A 17,227-nucleotide genomic window follows, 5' to 3' on the forward strand; every position below is an offset into this window, starting at 1 on the left:
CAGCTAACGCGAGGCGCGCACCGTCTCGCCGGCCACCGTCCACGCCCTCGCCTGCTCGCTGAGCGTCACGCCCAGGCCCGGACGGTCGGACAGGTGCATCCGGCCGTCGCGGATCTCCAGGCGTTCCGGGAACAGCGGGTACAACCAGTCGAAGTGCTCCACCCACGGCTCGAGCGGGTAGGCGGCCGCGAGGTGGATGTGGATCTCCATCGCGAAGTGCGGCGCCAGCTGCAGGTGGCGGTGCTCGGCGAGCGCCGCGAGCTTGAGGAACTGCGTGATCCCGCCGATGCGCGGGGCGTCGGGCTGCAGGACGTCCACGGCGCCGTGGCGGATCAGCTCGGCGTGCTCCGCCACGCTGGTGAGCATCTCGCCGGACGCGATCGCCGTGTCCAGGGCGCCCGCGAGCGCGGCGTGGCCCTCGGCGTCGTAGGCGTCGAGCGGCTCCTCGATCCAGACCAGCCCGAACTCCTCGAGCGCCCGGCCGACGCGCATCGCGGTGGGGCGGTCCCACTGCTGGTTGGCGTCCACCATCAGCGGAACGTCGTCGCCGACGTGCTCGCGCACGGCACGGACCCGGCGCAGGTCCTCGGCCTGGTCGGGCTGCCCGACCTTGATCTTGATGCCGCCGACCCCGGACTCCAGCGTCCTCGTCGCGTTGTCGCGCACCTGGTCGACGGACTCGTGCAGGAAGCCGCCGGACGTGTTGTAGCAGCGCACCGAGTCGCGGTGGGCGCCGAGCAGCTTGGCCAGCGGCAGGCCGGCCCGCTTGGCCTTGAGGTCCCACAGCGCCACGTCGATCGCGGCCAACGCCTGGGTGGCGGCGCCGCTGCGCCCGACCGACGCGCCCGCCCAGACGAGCTTCGTCCACAGCCGGCCGATGTCGCTGGGGTCCTCCCCGATCAGGTCCGGTGCCACCTCGCGGGCGTGCGCGAACTGCGCGGGCCCGCCGGCCCGCTTCGAGTAGCTGAACCCGACGCCCTCGTGGCCCGCCTCCGTGGTGATCTCGGCGAACAGGAAGGCGACCTCGGTCATCGGCCGCTGCCGGCCGGTGAGCACCTTGGCGTCGCTGATGCCGGCGCCGAGCGGGAGGGTCACCGAGGAGAGCGTGACGGAGGTGATCCGGTCGAGCACGGGGAGCTCCTTGGCTGGGGGAGGAACGCTGGTCAGCGGACGAGGCAGGGGCGCTTCGGGTCGAACCGCCAGCCCGGCACGAGGTACTGCATCGCGGCCGCGTCGTCGCGCGCGCCGAGCCCGTGCTCGAGGTAGCGCTCGTGCGCCGCGTCCAGGGCGTCCCGGTCGAGCTGCACGCCCAGGCCGGGCGCGGTCGGCACCGCGATCCGCCCCTCGACGATCCGCAGGGGCTCGCGGGTCAGCGCCTGCCCGTCCTGCCAGATCCAGTGCGTGTCCAGGGCGGTGATCGGGCCCGGGGCGGCCGCGCCGACGTGGGTGAACATGGCCAGGGAGATGTCGAAGTGGTTGTTCGAGTGCGAGCCCCAGGTCAGGCCGAAGTCGCTGCACAGCTGCGCGACGCGCACCGCGCCGCGCATGGTCCAGAAGTGCGGGTCGGCCAGCGGGATGTCGACGGCGCCGGCGCGCACGGCGTGCGCGAGCTGCCGCCAGTCCGTGGCGATCATGTTGGTGGCCGTGGGCAGGCCGGTGGCGCGGCGGAACTCGGCCATCGTCTCGCGCCCGGAGTAGACACCCTCGGCGCCGACGGGATCCTCGGCGTAGGCCAGCACGCCGTGCAGGTCCCGGCAGAGCGCCACCGCCTCGTCCAGCGGCCACGCGCCGTTGGGGTCCAGCGTCACGCGCGCCTCCGGGAAGCGCGCCGCCAGCGCGCGCACGGCGGCGATCTCCTCCTCGCCGGCGAACACTCCGCCCTTGAGCTTGAAGTCGGCGAACCCGTAGCGGGCCTGCGCGGCCTCGGCCAGCGCGACCACCGCCTCCGGGGTGAGCGCGGGCTCGCGACGCAGGCGCTCCCAGCCGTCGGCGGGGCGCTGCTCGGCCACGTAGGGCAGGTCGGTGGCGCGCCGGTCGCCGACGTAGAACAGGTAGCCCAGTACCGGCACCTCACCGCGCTGCTGCCCCTCGCCGAGCAGCTCCGCCACCGGCACCCCGAGGTGCTGGCCGAGCAGGTCCAGCAGCGCGGACTCGAGCGCCGTCACCGCGTGCACGGTGGTGCGCTGGTCGAAGGTCTGCGCGCCCCGGCCGGTGGCGTCGCGGTCGCCGAACGCGTCGGCGACGCCGCGCAGCAGCTGTCCGAACCGCGCGACCGGCTGCCCGACGAGCAACGGCGCGGCGTCGGCGATCGTCCGCCGGATCGCCTCACCGCCGGGCACCTCGCCCAGCCCGGTACGCCCCTCGCTGTCGGTCACGATCGTGACGGTGCGGGTGAAGAACGGGGCGTGCGCGCCGCTGAGGTTGAGCAGCATGCTGTCGTGACCGGCGACGGGGACGGTCTCGACCCGGGCGACCGTGGGGCTCGTTCCCACCTCAGCCGACCTTCTGGATCAGCATCGCCAGCTCGCCGCGCTCGTCGTCGGTGAGGTCGGTGAGCGGCGGGCGCACCCGGCCGCCGTCCCGGCCGATCGCCGTGAGCCCGGCCTTGATGATCGAGACCGCGTACCCGCGCCCGCGGTCGCGGATGTCGAGGTAGGGGATCACGAACTCGTTCAGCATCCCGTAGACCGCGTCGCGGTCCTGGCGCCGGACCGCGGCGTAGAAGCGCAGCGCGAACTCGGGCGCGAAGTTGTACAGCGCCGAGGAGTAGGTGCTCACTCCGAGCTGCAGCAGCGGCAGGGCGAACGTCTCGGCCGTCGGCAGGCCGCCGATGTAGATCAGCCGGTCCCCGACCCGCGCGTAGGTGCGGGTCATCCGCTCGATGTCCCCGACGCCGTCCTTGAGCCCGATCAGGTTCGGGTTGCGCTGCGCCACCTCGGCCACCGTGACGTCGCTGAGCACGGCGTTCGCCCGGCTGTAGACGATCACACCGAGATCCGTGGCCCGGCAGACCGCGCTGACGTGCTCGACGAGGCCGCGCTGGCTCGCCTCGGTCAGGTACGGGGGGAACAGCAGCACCCCCGAGGCGCCCGCGTCCTGCGCCGCCCGCGCCTGGGCCGCCGACGCGGCCGTGCCCCCGGTCGCGGGCGCGACGACCGGCACCCGGCCGCCCACCTCGTCGACCGCGGCCCGCACCACGCGATCGATCTCCGGCGGCGTGAGCGAGAACCCCTCCCCCGTGCCGCCCGCGGCGAACAGGCCGGCGACGTCGAAGCCGGTCTGCCAGGCCAGGTGCTCCCGGTAGCGGGGCTCGTCGAACTCCAGGTCGGCGTCGAAGTGGGTCACCGGGAAGGAGAGCAGGCCGGACCGGAGCCGGTCGGCGAGCACGTCGGGGGGCAGCAGCGTCACGGCGCTACGGTAGGAACGAGCGACGATGCCTGTCCAAGAGCAGTTCCGCATGACTCGATACCGGTTCGGTATCTGCTGCGATGATCACGTCGCGACATCGATGCCCTCCAGCACCCGCAGGGCCCGCCACAGCGCGGGATTGCCCGAGTCGCGTTTCCACAGCAGGTGCAGCTCGACGGGCTCGGCGACGGGCGTGGCCAGCCGCGCGAAACCGACGCCGTCGATGCCCAGGCGCCTCGCGGACGCGGGCACGAACGCGATGCCGCGCTCCGCGGCCACCAGCCAGAGCATCGTGAGGACCTGGCTGACCGTGTGCACGACGTTCTCCGGCGCGACCGGCACGACCCCGGCCACGAGGTCGTAGAAGTACCGCGCCCTGGTCGGCGAGTGCATGACGACCGGCGCCCCGGCCAGGTCGGCGGCGGTGACCTCCCGGTCGAGGGCGAGCAACGGGTGGCCGACCGGTGCGGCCACGAGCATCGCCTCCCGGTGCAGCAGCCGCGAGTCGAATGTCTCCTGGTCGAACGGCGGCCGGGCGAGCCCGAGGTCGATCTCCGCGTGGGCCAGGCCTGCCACCTGCTCGCGGGTGACCATCTCGTCGAGGTCCAGGTCGACGTCGGGCAGCTCGCGGGCCAGGGCGTTGAGCAGCCGGCCGAGGACGCCGTAGGTCGACGCGGCGGTGAACCCGATGCGCACCACCCCGCTGGATCCCGACGAGACGCGCCGCGCCAGCTCGGGTGCCGCGTCGGCGAGCGCGAGCAGCCGCCGGGCCTCCACGAGGAAGACCTGGCCCGCCGCCGTCAGCCCGACACGGCGGTTGTCGCGCACCAGCAGCTGCACGCCCACCACGCGCTCCAGCTTCTGGATCTGCCGCGACAGCGGCGGCTGCGTCATCTTCAGCCGGGCGGCGGCGCGCCCGAAGTGCAGCTCGTCGGCCACGGCGACGAACCCGCGGAGCTGCTCCAGCGTGTACGCCATGCTCTGACGGTATCAATCCATGCCGGAAGAGATGTGGACAGGCATGACCGGGGTTCCTACGCTGCCCCGGCAAGGTCCGGTTTCTCGAAGAGGAGAACGACATGCGCAGCAACGCCGCCGGACGCCGGTGGTCGGCCACCGGGCTCGGGATCGCCCTTGCGCTCGCGCTCACCGCGTGCGGCGGGAACCTCGACAGCGGGGGTGGAGGTGGCGGCGAGGACGCGGCCTTCCCCGGCGGCGAGCCGATCACGATGCTCGTCGGGCAGGACCCCGGCGGCAGCACCGACCTGATCGCCCGGGCGCTGTCCGAGCCGGCGTCGGACGACCTGGGCGTTGCCATCACGGTGGAGAACAAGCCCGGCGCGAACGGCACGCTCGCCGCCCGAGAGCTCGCCGGCGCGGCCCCCGACGGGCACACGCTGATGATCTACAACGGCAGCCTCGCCTACATCACGCCGCTCGCGGTCTCCCCGGAGGAGGCGGTGGACATCGCCGACTACGAGATCGTCACCGGCATCTCCCAGGACGACTACGTCCTCGTGACCGCGCCGGGCTCGGGCTTCACCACCGTGCAGGACCTCGTGGCCGCGGGCCGCCCGGTCACCTACGGCACCACGGGCGTGGGCACCGGCAGCCAGCTGTCCCAGGCGCTGCTGTTCGCCCAGGCCGGCGTGCAGGCCAGCGCGGTGCCCTTCGACGGCGGCTCCCCCACGCTCACCGCGGTGCTGGGTGGCCAGGTCGACGTCGGCGCCATCCAGCTCGGCGAGGCCGTCGAGCAGATCGAGGCGGGAGCGCTCACCCCGATCGTCACGTTCGCCACCGAGCGGCCCTCGTACCTGCCCGACACCCCCACCGCCGTCGAGGCCGGATACGACGTGCCGGTGCAGCAGTCGCGCGCGGTGTTCGCGCCGAAGGGCACCCCGACCGAGGTCCTCGAGGCGCTGCGCGCCTCCTTCGGCAAGGTCTTCGCCTCGCAGCCCTACCAGCAGTTCAACGCCGACAACCAGCTCACCCCCAACGAGGTCGGCGGCGACGAGCTGCGGGGACAGTGGACCGGCAGCCTCGAGGACTACCGCCGGGTCACCGAGGAGTACGGCATCCAGCTGGGTGATGCGCAGTGACGGCGGTCCGGTGAGCGCGCCGCGCGGTGGGGCGGAGGACGCGTCGCCCGCGGAGCTGAGCCTGACCGACGCCCTGCACGAGCTCGAGGCGGCCGAGCACGAAGGCCGCCCACCCGTCGCCGGCACGACGAGCAACGTCCTCACCGCGCTCGTCGTGCTGGCACTCGGGGTGGCCGCCCTGCTCGGCTCGTTCGCCCTCGGCGTCGGCAGCCCCGGCGATCCCGACACCGGAACCTGGCCGCTGCTGGTCAGCGCCGTGCTCGTCGTCCTCGGGGTCGCCCTGCTCGTGGCCGTGCGCCGCACGCACGACGCGGAGCGGTTCTCCCGCGCCGGCGGGCTGGTGCTCGCCGGGCTGGCCACGATGGTGGCGTTCGTGGCGGTGCTGGAGGTCATCGGCTTCGAGATCCCGGCGGCCCTGCTCACGTTCGTCTGGCTGCGGTTCCTCGGGCACGAGGGCTGGCGCACGTCGATCGTCACGAGCGTGGGCGTCGTCGTCGCCTTCTACGTGGTGTTCGTCGGGCTGCTCTCGGTGCCGATCCCCCACCTGTTCTAGGAGCCATGTGGATCTGTCCCCGGTCATCGACGGCTTCTCCGTCGTCCTGGAACCGACCAACCTGCTGTTCTGCCTGATCGGTGTCCTGGTCGGGATGCTGGTCGGCGTGCTGCCCGGCCTCGGCCCCGCGGCCACGATCGCGATCCTGCTGCCGGTCACCTTCGAGCTCGAGCCCGTCACCGCGATCATCATGCTGGCCGGCATCTTCTACGGCGCCCAGTACGGCGGCACGATCACCTCGGTGCTGCTGCGGCTGCCGGGTGAGGCGTCGTCGGTGGTCACCGTGTTCGACGGGCACGCGCTGGCCCGCCAGGGCAAGGCCGGCAGCGCGCTGGGCATCGCGGCCATCGGCTCGTTCGTCGGCGGCACGGTGTCGATCGTGGCGCTGTCGCTGCTCGCCCCGCTGGTGGCCGGCTTCGCGCTGGACTTCGGGCCGCCGGAGTACACGGCACTCGCCCTGCTCGGCATCCTGCTGGTCGCCACGATCTCCGGCGGCGGACGGCTCAAGGCCGTGATCGCCGCGTGCGTCGGCCTCCTGCTGGCCACCGTCGGGCGCGACGGCTTCACCGGCGCCGAGCGGTTCACCTTCGAGAACCTCTCCCTTGCCGACGGGCTGGACTTCGTGCCGATCGCGATGGGACTGTTCGGGCTCGGCGAGATCCTCTACAACCTCGAAGAGCGCCACCGCGCGGCGCAGGCACCGGCGCGCGTCGCCGACGTGTGGCCCTCCCGCGCGGACCTGCGCCGGTCGTCGGGCGCCATCGCCCGCGGCTCGGTGCTGGGCTTCGCCCTGGGCATCCTGCCCGGCGGCGGCGCCACCCTCTCGTCGCTGGCCGCCTACGCGGTGGAGAAGCGGCGCGCGAAGCACCCGGAGCGGTTCGGGCAGGGCGCGATCGAGGGCGTCGCCGCACCGGAGACCGCGAACAACGCCGCCGCGACGTCGTCGTTCATCCCGCTGCTGACGCTGGGCATCCCGGCGAACGCGACGATGGCCGTCATCTTCGGGGCACTGCTCATCCAGGGCGTGAGCCCCGGCCCGCAGCTGGTCACCCAGGATCCCGAGCTGTTCTGGGGCGTGATCAACTCGATGTACGTCGGCAACGTCCTGTTGCTGATCATGAGCATCCCGCTGGTCGGGCTGTTCGTGAAGATCCTGCGCGTGCGGCCCACGATCCTCGCGCCGATCACCGTGCTGATCACCCTCATCGGCGTCTACACGGTGAACAACGCCGTGTTCGACATCGTCTTGGTGATCGTGTTCGGCGCCCTGGGCTACCTGATGAAGAAGCTCGGCTTCGCGCCCGGCCCGCTCGTGCTCGCGTTCGTGCTCGGCTCGCTGCTCGAGGACAACCTGCGCCGCTCCCTGATCATCTTCGAGGGCGACACGAGCGGCTTCGTGACGCGCCCGATCTCGGGCACCCTGCTGGCGGTGTTCGTAATGGTGGCGCTGCTCCCCCCGCTGCAGGCGGCCTGGCGCCGCCGCCACACCCCGCGCGAGACCACTTCGCGTTAGGGAGCGCAGGAGCGCAGGTGCTGGTGCAGCACCGGGAGCAGGGCATCCGGGGCCGGCCGCGCCGGCGGGCGGACGGCGGGGGTGTCGATGAGGCCCCTGTGCACGAGGCTGTGCTTGCGCAGCGCCAGCGCGATGCCGGCCTGGAACTCGAAGTTGACGAGCGGCAGGTAGTCGCGCCACACCTCCCGCGCCGCGTCGAACCCGCCCTCGCGGTACGCGCCGACGCACGCGAGCAGGCCCTCCGGCATCGAGAACCCCGTCATCGCACCGGCCGAGCCGACCGCGAGCTCGTCGAGCAGGCCGGTGCCGCCCAGCCCGCCGAACACGGGCACGTCCAGGCTCGCGACCAGCGCGGCGACCGCAGGCGGGCTCGGCGACGACTCCGACTTCACCGCGACCGCGGCCGGGATCCGCCGCACGGCCGCGACCAGGTCGTCGGTGGCGATCGACACCCCGCTCACCACGGGGTAGTCCTGCACCACGATCCCCTGCCCGGTGCGCTCGGCGACGGTGTTCACCTGCTTCGCCACGACGTCCGGATCCGGCGAGCCGACCTGCACCATCAGCCCGGCGGGCGGTCGCGACACCACGTCGAGGACGTTCGCCGCCTCGGCGCACGCGCCCTCGGCATCCAATGCGGACAGGCCGATCACCAGCGGCAGCTCACTCGCCGCCGCAGCCACCGTGCCCACGACGGTGCGGCGCTCGTCCGGCGTCAACCGGGCGGCCTCGCCGAACACACCGAGGATCGTGAGGCCGGTGGCCCCGATCCGCACGTAGTGCTCCACCTGCCGGGTGAGCGACGCGGTGTCGACGGCGGAGGCGTCGGAGGTGAGCGGCGTGGCGAGCACGCCCCACACCCCGGGTGCCAGCGGTCGGACGGTCATGGGTCCCCCTTCGTCATGGACGTTTGTCATGGACGGCCACGGGCTGCGCCGGTAGCCTCACCCGGATTCTCGAGATAGTCAATTGTCAACAATCAACCGTCGGAGGTCGCTGTGCCCGGGCCGCTCGACCAGCTCACCATCGAGACCCAACCCAGCCCCGCGCTGTCGGCCACCGTGGTGCCCGCGATCCGGCAGATGATCACAACCGGTGCGCTCCCGCAGGGCGCTCACCTGCGGGAGGCCGAGCTCGCCACCGCGCTGGGCATGAGCCGCGGACCGGTCCGCGAGGCGCTCGTCGAGCTCGCGCGCGAGGGTCTGGTCGTGCAGCGCCGGCACCGCGGCGCCCAGGTGATCACCCTGACCGCCGAGGACGCCGAGGAGGTCTACACGCTCCGGCTGGCCTTGGAACGCCTCGCCGTCGCGCGGGCCTGCTCCCGCCTCACCCGGGCCGACCTCGCCGACCTCGACGCGTCCCTCGACCGGATGCGCGGCCTCACCCCCGACTACTCCCCCGACCTCGCCGTCGAGCTCGACCTCGCCTTCCACGACGTGCTGGTGCGCGCGGCCGGACACGGACGTCTCGAACGGTCCTGGCAGCAGATCCGCAGCCAGATCGCGATGTTCCTGCGCGACCGGCACCTCGCCCGCCGCGACTTCCACGAGATCGCCCTTCCCGAGCACCAGGCGGTGCGCGACATCCTCGCCTCGGGAGCCGCCCCCGCCGCCGTCGAGGCGATCGAGAAGCACCTGGTGGGCGCCTTCGACCGGCTGGTCGCCGCCCGCGAGGAGCCGCGGACGCCCTGACCCCCGTGATCAGCAGGATCGACGATCACGAGGTCGTCGCGCGCGCCCGGTCCAGGAGCAGCAGCCCGCACAGGACCGGCAGGGTCGGGCCGAGCAGCAGGGGGCCGACGGCCAGCGGCAGGGTGAGCAGCGGCGCGAGCACCACGGCGGCCAGCAGCGCGAGGCCGCGGCGGCCCGAGCCGAACGCGAGCACGAGGGCGCGGCGACGCGCCGGCCCGCCCGGGTCGTCGCCCGAGACCACGGCCAGCGCCAGGTGGTACACGGCGAACGCGGCCAGGCCCCCGGCCTGCACCGCGAGCAGCGGGATCGCCGCCGGCTCCGGCCGCCCGGCGAGGAACCCGATGGCGACGACCACCGCGGCCAGCACCGCCGTGGAGACCAGCGCATGGCGCCAGAGCGCTCGCCACTGACCCGGGAACGCGGCGAGCGTGCCGGTGAAGCAGCGGGAGTCGTCGTCGCGACGCCACCGCTGCAGCGCGGAGGCGACCGCGGCGAGAGCCGGCAGCCAGGTCACCACCCCGAGGCAGAGCAGGCAGAACGCGAGGCCGGCAAGAGCGGGATAGGCGACGAACTCGAGACACCGCAGGACGACGCCCTCCCACCCCCGGGTCCCGCCCCTCCCGTCCACCTGCCCGGTCCTCACAACGTGGCCTCGCCCAGGTGCACCTGCTCGTCTCCGAAGTCCACGCCCAGTTCTCCCCCTGGCAGCGCGACGGCGCGGGCCGGCCGCGGATCCAGCGCCGTCGTCGGCTCGATCGCGGTGAGGATCACCGCCTCGCTCCGGCGCGGCGTGCTGATCCGCAGTGTGCGCAGCGTCTTCGTGATCCGCAGGCTGGGAGTGCTCCCCGTCGGGTTCGCCTCGATCACCGTGTCCGCCTGCTCCACGCGCGCGTCGCCCGGCGCGATCGTGGTGAGCCAGGCCTGCCCGGAACCCGAGCGGATCGCGAACCGGTCCTCCACCTCCTCCGCGGGCCAGTCGCTGTGCAGCAGGAACGTCCATTCCCGGGGCACGTCGGCGGCCAGCCGGTCGAGCAGCACGAGCCGCCCGCGCGGGGTGACGACGAGCGTGCGGTCCACCCGGCGCACGCCGAGCGCGGGGTCGAACATCGCCGCCGACCCGGACGTCGCGCGGACCCACCCGTCGGCGATGCGGACGTCGCGCAGCCGCGGCTGCGACTCGTGGGGCAGGTCCTTGTAGACGTGGTAGCGCCCCTCGCCCACCCAGCCCTGCCCGTCGACGAGCACCAGGTTGTGCTCCGCAGCCCGCTTCTCGTTGCTGTAGCCGCTGTCCACCGCCAGGAAGGCGCCGTGCGCGGCGAGCACGAAGCCGCCGGCGTCGGGGTGGTGGTGCCCGGCGGACAGGGTGTCCCAGCCCCGCTCGCGGCGGAACCGCTCCGCGGTGTCCCAGGCCGTGTGCCCGCCGCCGGGGGCGGCCTTGAAGCTGACGAACGCGGCGTCGTCGCGCCACGAGGTGCGCGCGGTGACCTGGCCGAGGTCCGGGAAGTACGCGGTGGTCGCCTCGCCGGACGGGTCGATCGGCTCGACGGTCGGGTCGTGCCAGAGCAGCTCGTAGAACGCCTCCGCCATCACCCCCGGCTTGACGCCCGACGCGTAGGCCTCGCGCCAGAAGTACCGCTGCGCCACGCGGTCGGCCAGCCACTGCGCACGCCCGTCCCGGTAGACCGAGGCCAGCTTGGAGTACAGCGCCACGCTGTGCCCGGAGCGGCGGTCGTGGCAGTCGCCGTGGTCGACGTTCTCCTCGAACCCGGGCGCGCACTGGTGCAGCCGCCAGGTGAACGTGTTCTCCACGAACGACCCGCGCCGCCACCAGTCGACGCCCTCGGTGCGCTCCAGCAGGTCCAGGTGGATCGCGAGCCACGGCACGCCGTAGCGCCAGTAGACGACGCCCTCGGAGTCCGACCCGTCGGCGGGCAACAGCTCGAGCACCTGCCCGAGGTTCTCCTTCGCCCGTGCGGCCCACTCCGGCCGGTCCAGCGCGTAGCCCGCGGCGGCCAGGCCGGCGTAGCAGATCCAGTTGTGGTTCTGCCAGAAGCTCGACGACCACCAGGAGCCCTCGGTCTCCACGGCGAACCCGTACAGCCGCTCGCCCTGCAACTCCAGCTTCTCCCGCAGCGCCGCTGCCTGGTCCGCCTCCAGGTCGTCCTGCAACCAGGAGTAGGCCAGCGACAGGCCGTGCAGGAGCCAGCCCGCATCCAGGTCGTGGTCGGGCAGCTTCGCCTTTCCCCAGTGCGGGTAGGAGATCGCCGTGGCGATCCAGCGCCACGCCTCGTCGAGGTACCCGCGCTGCCCGGTGAGCCGGTACGCCAGCGCGAGGTTCGCCGCCGCCGGGCCGAGGTAGGTGATGCTCGCGGTCGGGTGCTCGGGCGGCGGGGTCTGGCCGCGGTACCAGTCGCACTGCTCGGCGAGGCGGCGCCACTGGGCGGCGTGGGTGGAGCTCAGCGATGCGCGCAGCTCGTCGAGGCGCCCGGCGATCAGCAGCGGCTCCATCAGCTCCCCCACCGGAAGGTCGACGTGAACGTCACCGCGGTGGCGTCCTCGGCCACCCAGTCGACGTGCGTGCGGGTGCGCTGCGGGTCGTCGGCCGGGCCCGGGCCGGGCCGGGCGACGAACCGCGCGGGCACCGACGCCGCGTGCGTGCCGCGCAACGCGCCGTCCCAGTCCGTGGTGACCACCCCGGCCCCGGTGCGGACCGTGAGCGGCACGTCCGGGCGCAGGTGCAGCGCGATCCGCCGCGGCCGGTCGGCGGTGACGGTCAGCTCGTCGCGCAGCGCGCCGTCCACGAGCTCCACCCGCCGCACGGCCCGCACCCCCTCGTACGCCGTTCCGCAGGCGACGGTCACACCGGTGGCCGTGGCCTCGAGCAGTTCCCCGCCGCACTCGGCCTGGTCGAGCCCGTCGACGGAGAACGTCGGGTGCGCCGCGGTGGATGCGTAGTACCGGCGCCAGTGCGCGTGGCCGTAGGGCACCTGCCCCGGGTCGGGCTGCCACGGCGAGGAGTCGCCGTAGAGGTAGAGCGAGAGCGTGTCCAGGTGGCCGTGCGAGCCGCCGTGCGGCCCGTGGTCGAGGATCGCGTGCAGCCCGCTCCCCCGCAGGATCGTGTACCCGGCGTCGGCGTGGACGGTGACCGGCGGGCCGGGCAGCGGCGTCATGTCCAGGTCGGCGAGCTCGCGGTCCCACTCCGCGCGCCGGTAGGGCCCGTCGTGCAGCGCCGGCACCAGCCCGCCCGGCGTGACGACCTCGCGCAGCACGCGGCTCATCGCGTCCAGCCGGGAGGTCACCTCCGCGGGGACCGCCACCCCCGGCACCGCGCCGATGCCGAGCCGGTAGGCCCGCAGGACGAACGAGTGGTAGTAGGTGCTGGCCTCCCACTCCCACCCGTCGGGATGGGTGGCGACCAGCGCGTGCGCGAAGAGCCCGTGCGGGCCCTCCAGCCACTCCGGCTTCCCGGTGCAGGCCGCACCGGCCGCGTCCAGCCAGGCCGTGTAGTTGGAGGAGAACCGCCCGTCGGCCACGAGGGAGTCGCGGGCCGTGCGCGCCGCGTCGGCCAGTGCGGCAGTCAGTTCCGGAACCGGATCACCGAGCAGGCGGGCCGCCCGCCCGATCGTCACCGCCCAGATCGCCTCGGTGAGCGCCTGGTGGAACAGCCGCCCGCGCAGCATCCACCCGGCGGCGCCGTCGTGCGTGCCCTCGCCCAGCGAGGAGTACGCCGCGGCGTAGCGCCGCAGCACCAGGGCCGCCCCCTCTCGGTCCTGGTGCTGCGGCGATCCCGCCAGCGCGAGCACCGCTCGCGCGCAGGCCTGGTGGGCGAGAACCGCCCAGGCGCCGCGTACCTCCGGGGTGTCGACGCGGCACCCGTGGACGCACGGTGCGCCGCCGTCGGGGAACTCCCCGCCGAGCAGTCCCACGTGCTCCAGCTCGACCCCGTGCACCGGGCATACGTACTGGTGCCACCACCCGCCGCGTTCGGCGGGCGGCACCGGCGTGGGGGTCGGGCTCACCGGGGCCAGGCACCGCCGTCGATGTCGACGGTGGACCCGGTGACGAAGCCGGCGATGTCCGAGCAGAGCCACACGACGGCGCCGCCGACGTCGGCACCCGTGCCACCCCGGCCGATCGGCAGCCCGGCGATCGTCTTCTCCTGGGCGGCCGGCGGGGTGAAGGTGTCGTGGAACGCCGTGCCCCCGATGAAGCCCGGGGCCAGCGCGTTGACGGTGATGCCGTCGGGCCCCAGCTCCTTGGCCAGACCCTTGGTCAGCCCGAGGACGCCCGCCTTCGCCGCCGCGTACATCGCCGCGCCGGGCCCGCCGCCGTTGTGCCCGGCGAGCGAGGCCATCGTGACGATCCGGCCGCGCGTGCCCGCCGCCTTCAGGTGCGGGGCGGCGGCGCGCACCGTGCGGAAGGTGGACCCGAGGTTGACCTCGACCACCTTGCTGTAGTGCTCGTCGGTCATCTCCGTGATCGGAGAGCGCGCGATCAGGTGCCCCGCGTTGCAGACGAGGATCTCCAGGCCACCCAGGAAGCCGACCGCCTCGTCCACCAGGCGGTCCACCTCCGCGGTGACCGTGACGTCGGCGCCGATGGCGGTGGCCTTGCGCCCGAGCGCGCCGATCCGCTCGACGACCTCCGCGGCCGGACCTGCGGAATGGCCGTAGTGCACCACGACGTCCGCGCCCGCACCCGCGAGGGACTCCGCGATCGCGGCGCCGATGCCGTGACCGGCACCGGTGACCAGGGCGCGCCGGCCCGTCAGATCGAAACTCACACGTACTCCCTCACTCGAACCCTGCCTACTTGATCCCTGCAGTGGCGAACCCCTGCACGAAGTACTTCTGGGTGAACAGGAACAACACGATCATGGGCAGCGTGGCCAGCACCGTGCCGGCCATGAGGAACTCCCACAGCGTCCGCTCGGCCTGCTGGAACGCGGCCAGACCGACCTGGATGACGCGCAGGTCCTCGCTGCGGGTGACGATCAACGGCCACACGAAGTTGTTCCAGCTGTTCTCGAACGTGATCAGCGAGACGGTGGCGATCGCCGGCTTCATCAGCGGCGTCATCACGCGCGCGAAGATGCCGAACTCACCGAGCCCGTCGATGCGCGCCGCCTCCTCCAGTTCCCGCGGCAGCGACAGGTAGAACTGGCGGAACAGGAAGATCGCGAGTGGGGTGACCGCGCCCGGCACGATGAGCACCCACCACGAGTCCAGCCAACCGTTGCCACCGCGACCGAGGAAGTCGTTGCCGCCGAAGAACGGCATCGTCTTCGCGAGCAGGTACTGCGGCACGATCTTGGTGAAGGTCGGGATCATCATCGCGCCCAGCACCATCATCAACAGCAGCGATCGGCCTCGGAACTCGACGCGCGCGAGCGCATAGCCGGCCATCGCGGCGATCACGACGTTGAGCACGGTGTGGCTGACGGCGATCACGAGGCTGTTGGTGAAGTACGTGGCGAACGGGGCGTAGGCCAGCGCGTCGGGGTAGTTCGCCCAGTGCCAGTCGTGCGGCAGCACGGTGGGCGGGTAGGCGACGATCTCCGCGCGCGTCTTGAGCGAGGACAGCGCCATCCAGACGAACGGCGCGATCATCAGCAACGACAGCACGATCAGGGTGGCGTGCAGAGCGATCCGGCTGCCGCGCGGGCGGGTCCGGCGCGCGGTCACGGGGGCCGGACCGGACGCGGGGCCCGGCGTGACGGTCCGGTCCGGGGCTCTAGTGGACATCGTCCCTCCCGGTCGCGCGCCTGCTGAAGAACGTCAGCACGAGCAGGAACGCGAACAGCACCACGCTCTGCGCGCTCGCGGTACTCATGTCGAACCGCTGGAATGCCGACTTGTAGATCTCGAAGGTCATCACGGTGGTGGCGTTCGCCGGTCCGCCGTCCGGGGTCAGCACGTAGAACTGTTCGAACACCTGGAACGCGTCGATCAGCGAGATGACGAAGACGAAGAACGTGACCGGTCCCAGCATCGGGAGCGTGATCGAGAAGAACCGGCGGACCGGACCGGCGCCATCGATCTCCGCCGCCTCGTACAGGTCCTGCGGGATTCCCTGCAGCGCGGCGAGGTAGATGACCATCTTCAGGCCGATGCCCTTCCAGATGCTCATCAGGATGACCGCCGGCATCGCCCACGCCGGGTCGACGAGCCAGGCCGGGCCGCGGATGCCGAACCACGACAGGACCCAGTTGAACAGGCCGATGTTCGGCTCGAACATCCACATCCAGACCAGGGCGATCGCAACCGTGGCGGTGATGTGGGGCATGAAGATCGCGGTGCGGTACCAGGCCCGGGCGCGCAGCTTCGTGTTCAGCAACGCCGCGATGACCACGGCGATCGCCATGGCGACGGGCACGGTGAAGAACGTGTAGACGACGGTGTGCCAGATCGCCGTGCGCCACAGCTCGTCGCCGAAGATCGCCACGAAGTTGTCGAGACCGGCGAAGGTCATCGTGCCGGCGAGGATGTCGTAGTGGGTGAAGGCGAGCACGAACGTCGCCACCGTCGGGATGCCGATCCACCACACCAGGTGCACGACCGCAGGCGTGAGCATGAGGTAGGCGGCGCGGCGCTGCTCGTGCCCGAGCCTGCGGCGCGAGTGCCGCGCGGACGCGGCGCTCGGAGTGCCTGCGGTGGTGGTCATGCGCTCAGCCCTCGGCGAGCGCCGCGGAGGCTTGCGCGGCGAGCTCGTCGAGCGCCTGCTGCGCGGTCTTCTCGCCCAGCATCGCGCTCTCGATCGGCGCCTTGAACAGGCCGCGGATGTCCAGCCACCCCGGGTCGCCGCCCTCGGAGTGGGCGTCGTCGAGGTTCTGCATCGCGAACTGGATCGCCTTGTTCTTCTGGACGAACTCCGAGGACTCCAGCGACTTCAGCGCCGGGATGTTGCCGCGTTGCTCGTTGGCCGCCAGCGCGGGCCCCTCGCTCGCCAGGAACTCGGCCAGCGTCTTCGCCGCCGCGGGCTGGCGGCTCTGGGCCGCGACCGTGGCCAGCGTGCCGCCCTGGAACATCGCAGGCCGTTCGTTGGCGATCATGAAGAAGCCGACCTTGTCCTGCGCGATCAGCTCGGGTGCGGTCAGCTCCATCTCGGTCCAGTAGTTGTGGTGCCCGATCATCATCGCCGCGCGGCCCTGCACGAGGGCGACCCCGGTGGCGGCCTTGTTCTGGGTGAATCCGATGTCCTCGCTGCGGTCGACCTGGATGATGTCGACCATCGTCTGGAGCGCCTCGACGCCCTGTGGGGAGTTGAACGCCACCTGGCCGTCCGGGGTGAACAGCTCCCCGCCGTTGGCCCACAGCATCGTCTCGAAGGTCTGTCGGATGTCGAGGGAGAGCACGTCCATCCCGGCCCGCTGAAGCGTGCCGTCCGGGTTGCGCTGGGTGAGCAGGCGCCCGTACTCGCGCAGCTCGTCGAAGTTCTTCGGCGGCTCGGTGAGGCCGGCCTCGGCGAAGAAGTCCTTGCGATAGATCCCGAACCGGGTGTCGAGCATGATCGGCAGCGCGTAGACCTTACCGTCGTACACCCCTGCCTGGACGGACGGCTCGTAGAAGCGGGTGGCGAGCTCGGCCGGGTCCTTCCCGAGGTCGGCCAGCACTCCCTTGGCGGCGAACGGCGGCACCCAGCCCACGCCCATCAGCATCACGTCGTAGGGCTGACCGCTCGCGATCGAGGTGGTCAACTTCTCGTTCAACTTGGAGTAGGAGGTGTAGTCCGGCTTGACCGTCACGTTCGGGTAGCGCTCCCGGAACGCCGCGAGCTGCTCCTCGAGCACCGCAGCCCCAGCGACGCCTTCGAAGATCGGCGTGAGCAGGCTGATCTCGCCGCTCACCTCACCGCCGGTGTCCGAGCCACCTGGCGCCGGACCTCCGCACGCGGCGAGCGCCATCAGCCCGGCGGCTGCGGCCGCCACGACCCGCAGGACGGACCGGTGTCGGACGGTCATCGC

The 17,227-nt window shown here is 72.5% G+C and carries 16 protein-coding genes; 4 read left to right on the forward strand and 12 right to left on the reverse strand.

Features of this window, described 5'->3' with window-relative positions:
* Nucleotides 1-3: 3 nt before the first annotated feature.
* The 4 genes from CFP66_RS42680 to CFP66_RS42695 form a co-directional block, all read right to left on the reverse strand.
* Complete coding sequence (locus tag CFP66_RS42680; RefSeq protein ID WP_233160188.1) at nt 4-1,131, reverse strand: mandelate racemase/muconate lactonizing enzyme family protein; 1,128 nt, start codon at nt 1,129-1,131, stop codon at nt 4-6.
* Between the two features lie 32 nt (nt 1,132-1,163).
* Entirely contained in the window at nt 1,164-2,492 is a 1,329-nt protein-coding gene (locus tag CFP66_RS42685) for an enolase C-terminal domain-like protein (protein ID WP_094931078.1), read from the reverse strand.
* 1 nt (nt 2,493) lies between these two features.
* Nucleotides 2,494-3,408, reverse strand: a complete 915-nt coding sequence (gene kdgD / locus CFP66_RS42690) for a 5-dehydro-4-deoxyglucarate dehydratase (protein ID WP_094931079.1) — start codon at nt 3,406-3,408, stop codon at nt 2,494-2,496.
* Between the two features lie 84 nt (nt 3,409-3,492).
* Nucleotides 3,493-4,386, reverse strand: coding sequence for a LysR substrate-binding domain-containing protein (locus CFP66_RS42695; RefSeq protein ID WP_094931080.1), 894 nt, complete (start codon nt 4,384-4,386; stop codon nt 3,493-3,495).
* Nucleotides 4,387-4,487: 101 nt separating this feature from the next.
* Between CFP66_RS42695 and CFP66_RS42700 the strand changes: the two genes are divergently transcribed.
* Genes CFP66_RS42700 through CFP66_RS42710 form a run of 3 tightly spaced genes read left to right on the forward strand, consistent with a single transcriptional unit; the run spans nt 4,488 to nt 7,573 of the window.
* Nucleotides 4,488-5,507 (forward strand): tripartite tricarboxylate transporter substrate binding protein, encoded by a 1,020-nt coding sequence (locus CFP66_RS42700; RefSeq protein ID WP_094931081.1) that lies wholly within the window; start codon nt 4,488-4,490, stop codon nt 5,505-5,507.
* 10 nt (nt 5,508-5,517) lie between these two features.
* Complete coding sequence (locus CFP66_RS42705; RefSeq protein WP_198962062.1) at nt 5,518-6,060, forward strand: tripartite tricarboxylate transporter TctB family protein; 543 nt, start codon at nt 5,518-5,520, stop codon at nt 6,058-6,060.
* A gap of 7 nt (nt 6,061-6,067) precedes the next feature.
* Nucleotides 6,068-7,573 (forward strand): tripartite tricarboxylate transporter permease, encoded by a 1,506-nt coding sequence (locus CFP66_RS42710; RefSeq protein ID WP_094931082.1) that lies wholly within the window; start codon nt 6,068-6,070, stop codon nt 7,571-7,573.
* Here the strand turns inward: CFP66_RS42710 and CFP66_RS42715 are convergent.
* Nucleotides 7,570-8,460, reverse strand: a complete 891-nt coding sequence (locus tag CFP66_RS42715) for a dihydrodipicolinate synthase family protein (protein ID WP_198962063.1) — start codon at nt 8,458-8,460, stop codon at nt 7,570-7,572. The genes CFP66_RS42710 and CFP66_RS42715 overlap by 4 nt on opposite strands.
* A gap of 111 nt (nt 8,461-8,571) precedes the next feature.
* Between CFP66_RS42715 and CFP66_RS42720 the strand changes: the two genes are divergently transcribed.
* Nucleotides 8,572-9,264, forward strand: a complete 693-nt coding sequence (locus tag CFP66_RS42720) for a GntR family transcriptional regulator (protein ID WP_094931083.1) — start codon at nt 8,572-8,574, stop codon at nt 9,262-9,264.
* Between the two features lie 25 nt (nt 9,265-9,289).
* On the opposite strand, the gene CFP66_RS42725 is transcribed toward CFP66_RS42720, so the two are convergent.
* Genes CFP66_RS42725 through CFP66_RS42755 form a run of 7 tightly spaced genes read right to left on the reverse strand, consistent with a single transcriptional unit; the run spans nt 9,290 to nt 17,224 of the window.
* Entirely contained in the window at nt 9,290-9,892 is a 603-nt protein-coding gene (locus CFP66_RS42725; protein ID WP_094931122.1) for a DUF624 domain-containing protein, read from the reverse strand.
* A gap of 11 nt (nt 9,893-9,903) precedes the next feature.
* On the reverse strand, nt 9,904-11,772 hold the full coding sequence (locus tag CFP66_RS42730; RefSeq protein WP_198962064.1) for a heparinase II/III family protein: 1,869 nt from the start codon (nt 11,770-11,772) through the stop codon (nt 9,904-9,906).
* Complete coding sequence (locus CFP66_RS42735) at nt 11,772-13,283, reverse strand: heparinase II/III family protein (RefSeq protein ID WP_094931084.1); 1,512 nt, start codon at nt 13,281-13,283, stop codon at nt 11,772-11,774. The genes CFP66_RS42730 and CFP66_RS42735 overlap by 1 nt, the downstream gene beginning before the upstream one ends.
* Nucleotides 13,280-14,047, reverse strand: coding sequence for an SDR family NAD(P)-dependent oxidoreductase (locus CFP66_RS42740; protein WP_094931085.1), 768 nt, complete (start codon nt 14,045-14,047; stop codon nt 13,280-13,282). The genes CFP66_RS42735 and CFP66_RS42740 overlap by 4 nt, the downstream gene beginning before the upstream one ends.
* A 25-nt stretch (nt 14,048-14,072) precedes the next feature.
* Nucleotides 14,073-15,008 carry a carbohydrate ABC transporter permease gene (locus CFP66_RS42745; protein ID WP_094931086.1) on the reverse strand — a complete coding sequence of 312 codons (936 nt, stop codon included), beginning with the start codon at nt 15,006-15,008 and terminating at the stop codon, nt 14,073-14,075.
* Entirely contained in the window at nt 14,998-15,927 is a 930-nt protein-coding gene (locus CFP66_RS42750) for a carbohydrate ABC transporter permease (protein WP_094931087.1), read from the reverse strand. Before CFP66_RS42750 ends, CFP66_RS42745 begins: the two co-directional genes overlap by 11 nt.
* A 4-nt stretch (nt 15,928-15,931) precedes the next feature.
* Nucleotides 15,932-17,224, reverse strand: a complete 1,293-nt coding sequence (locus tag CFP66_RS42755; RefSeq protein WP_094931088.1) for an ABC transporter substrate-binding protein — start codon at nt 17,222-17,224, stop codon at nt 15,932-15,934.
* Between the last annotated feature and the right edge of the window lie 3 nt (nt 17,225-17,227).

The sequence above is a fragment of the Pseudonocardia sp. MH-G8 genome (assembly GCF_002262885.1).
Taxonomy (GTDB): Bacteria; Actinomycetota; Actinomycetes; order Mycobacteriales; family Pseudonocardiaceae; genus Pseudonocardia.

Excerpts from the sequence above, each read along its gene's own strand:
- CFP66_RS42695 (WP_094931080.1), bottom strand. The coding sequence starts at position 4,386 with ATGGCGTACACGCTGGAGCAGCTCCGCGGGTTCGTCGCCGTGGCCGAC.
- CFP66_RS42700 (WP_094931081.1), top strand. The coding sequence starts at position 4,488 with ATGCGCAGCAACGCCGCCGGACGCCGGTGGTCGGCCACCGGGCTCGGG.
- CFP66_RS42715 (WP_198962063.1), bottom strand. The coding sequence starts at position 8,460 with ATGACCGTCCGACCGCTGGCACCCGGGGTGTGGGGCGTGCTCGCCACG.
- CFP66_RS42730 (WP_198962064.1), bottom strand. The coding sequence starts at position 11,772 with ATGGAGCCGCTGCTGATCGCCGGGCGCCTCGACGAGCTGCGCGCATCG.
- CFP66_RS42745 (WP_094931086.1), bottom strand. The coding sequence starts at position 15,008 with ATGTCCACTAGAGCCCCGGACCGGACCGTCACGCCGGGCCCCGCGTCC.
- CFP66_RS42750 (WP_094931087.1), bottom strand. The coding sequence starts at position 15,927 with ATGACCACCACCGCAGGCACTCCGAGCGCCGCGTCCGCGCGGCACTCG.
- CFP66_RS42755 (WP_094931088.1), bottom strand. The coding sequence starts at position 17,224 with ATGACCGTCCGACACCGGTCCGTCCTGCGGGTCGTGGCGGCCGCAGCC.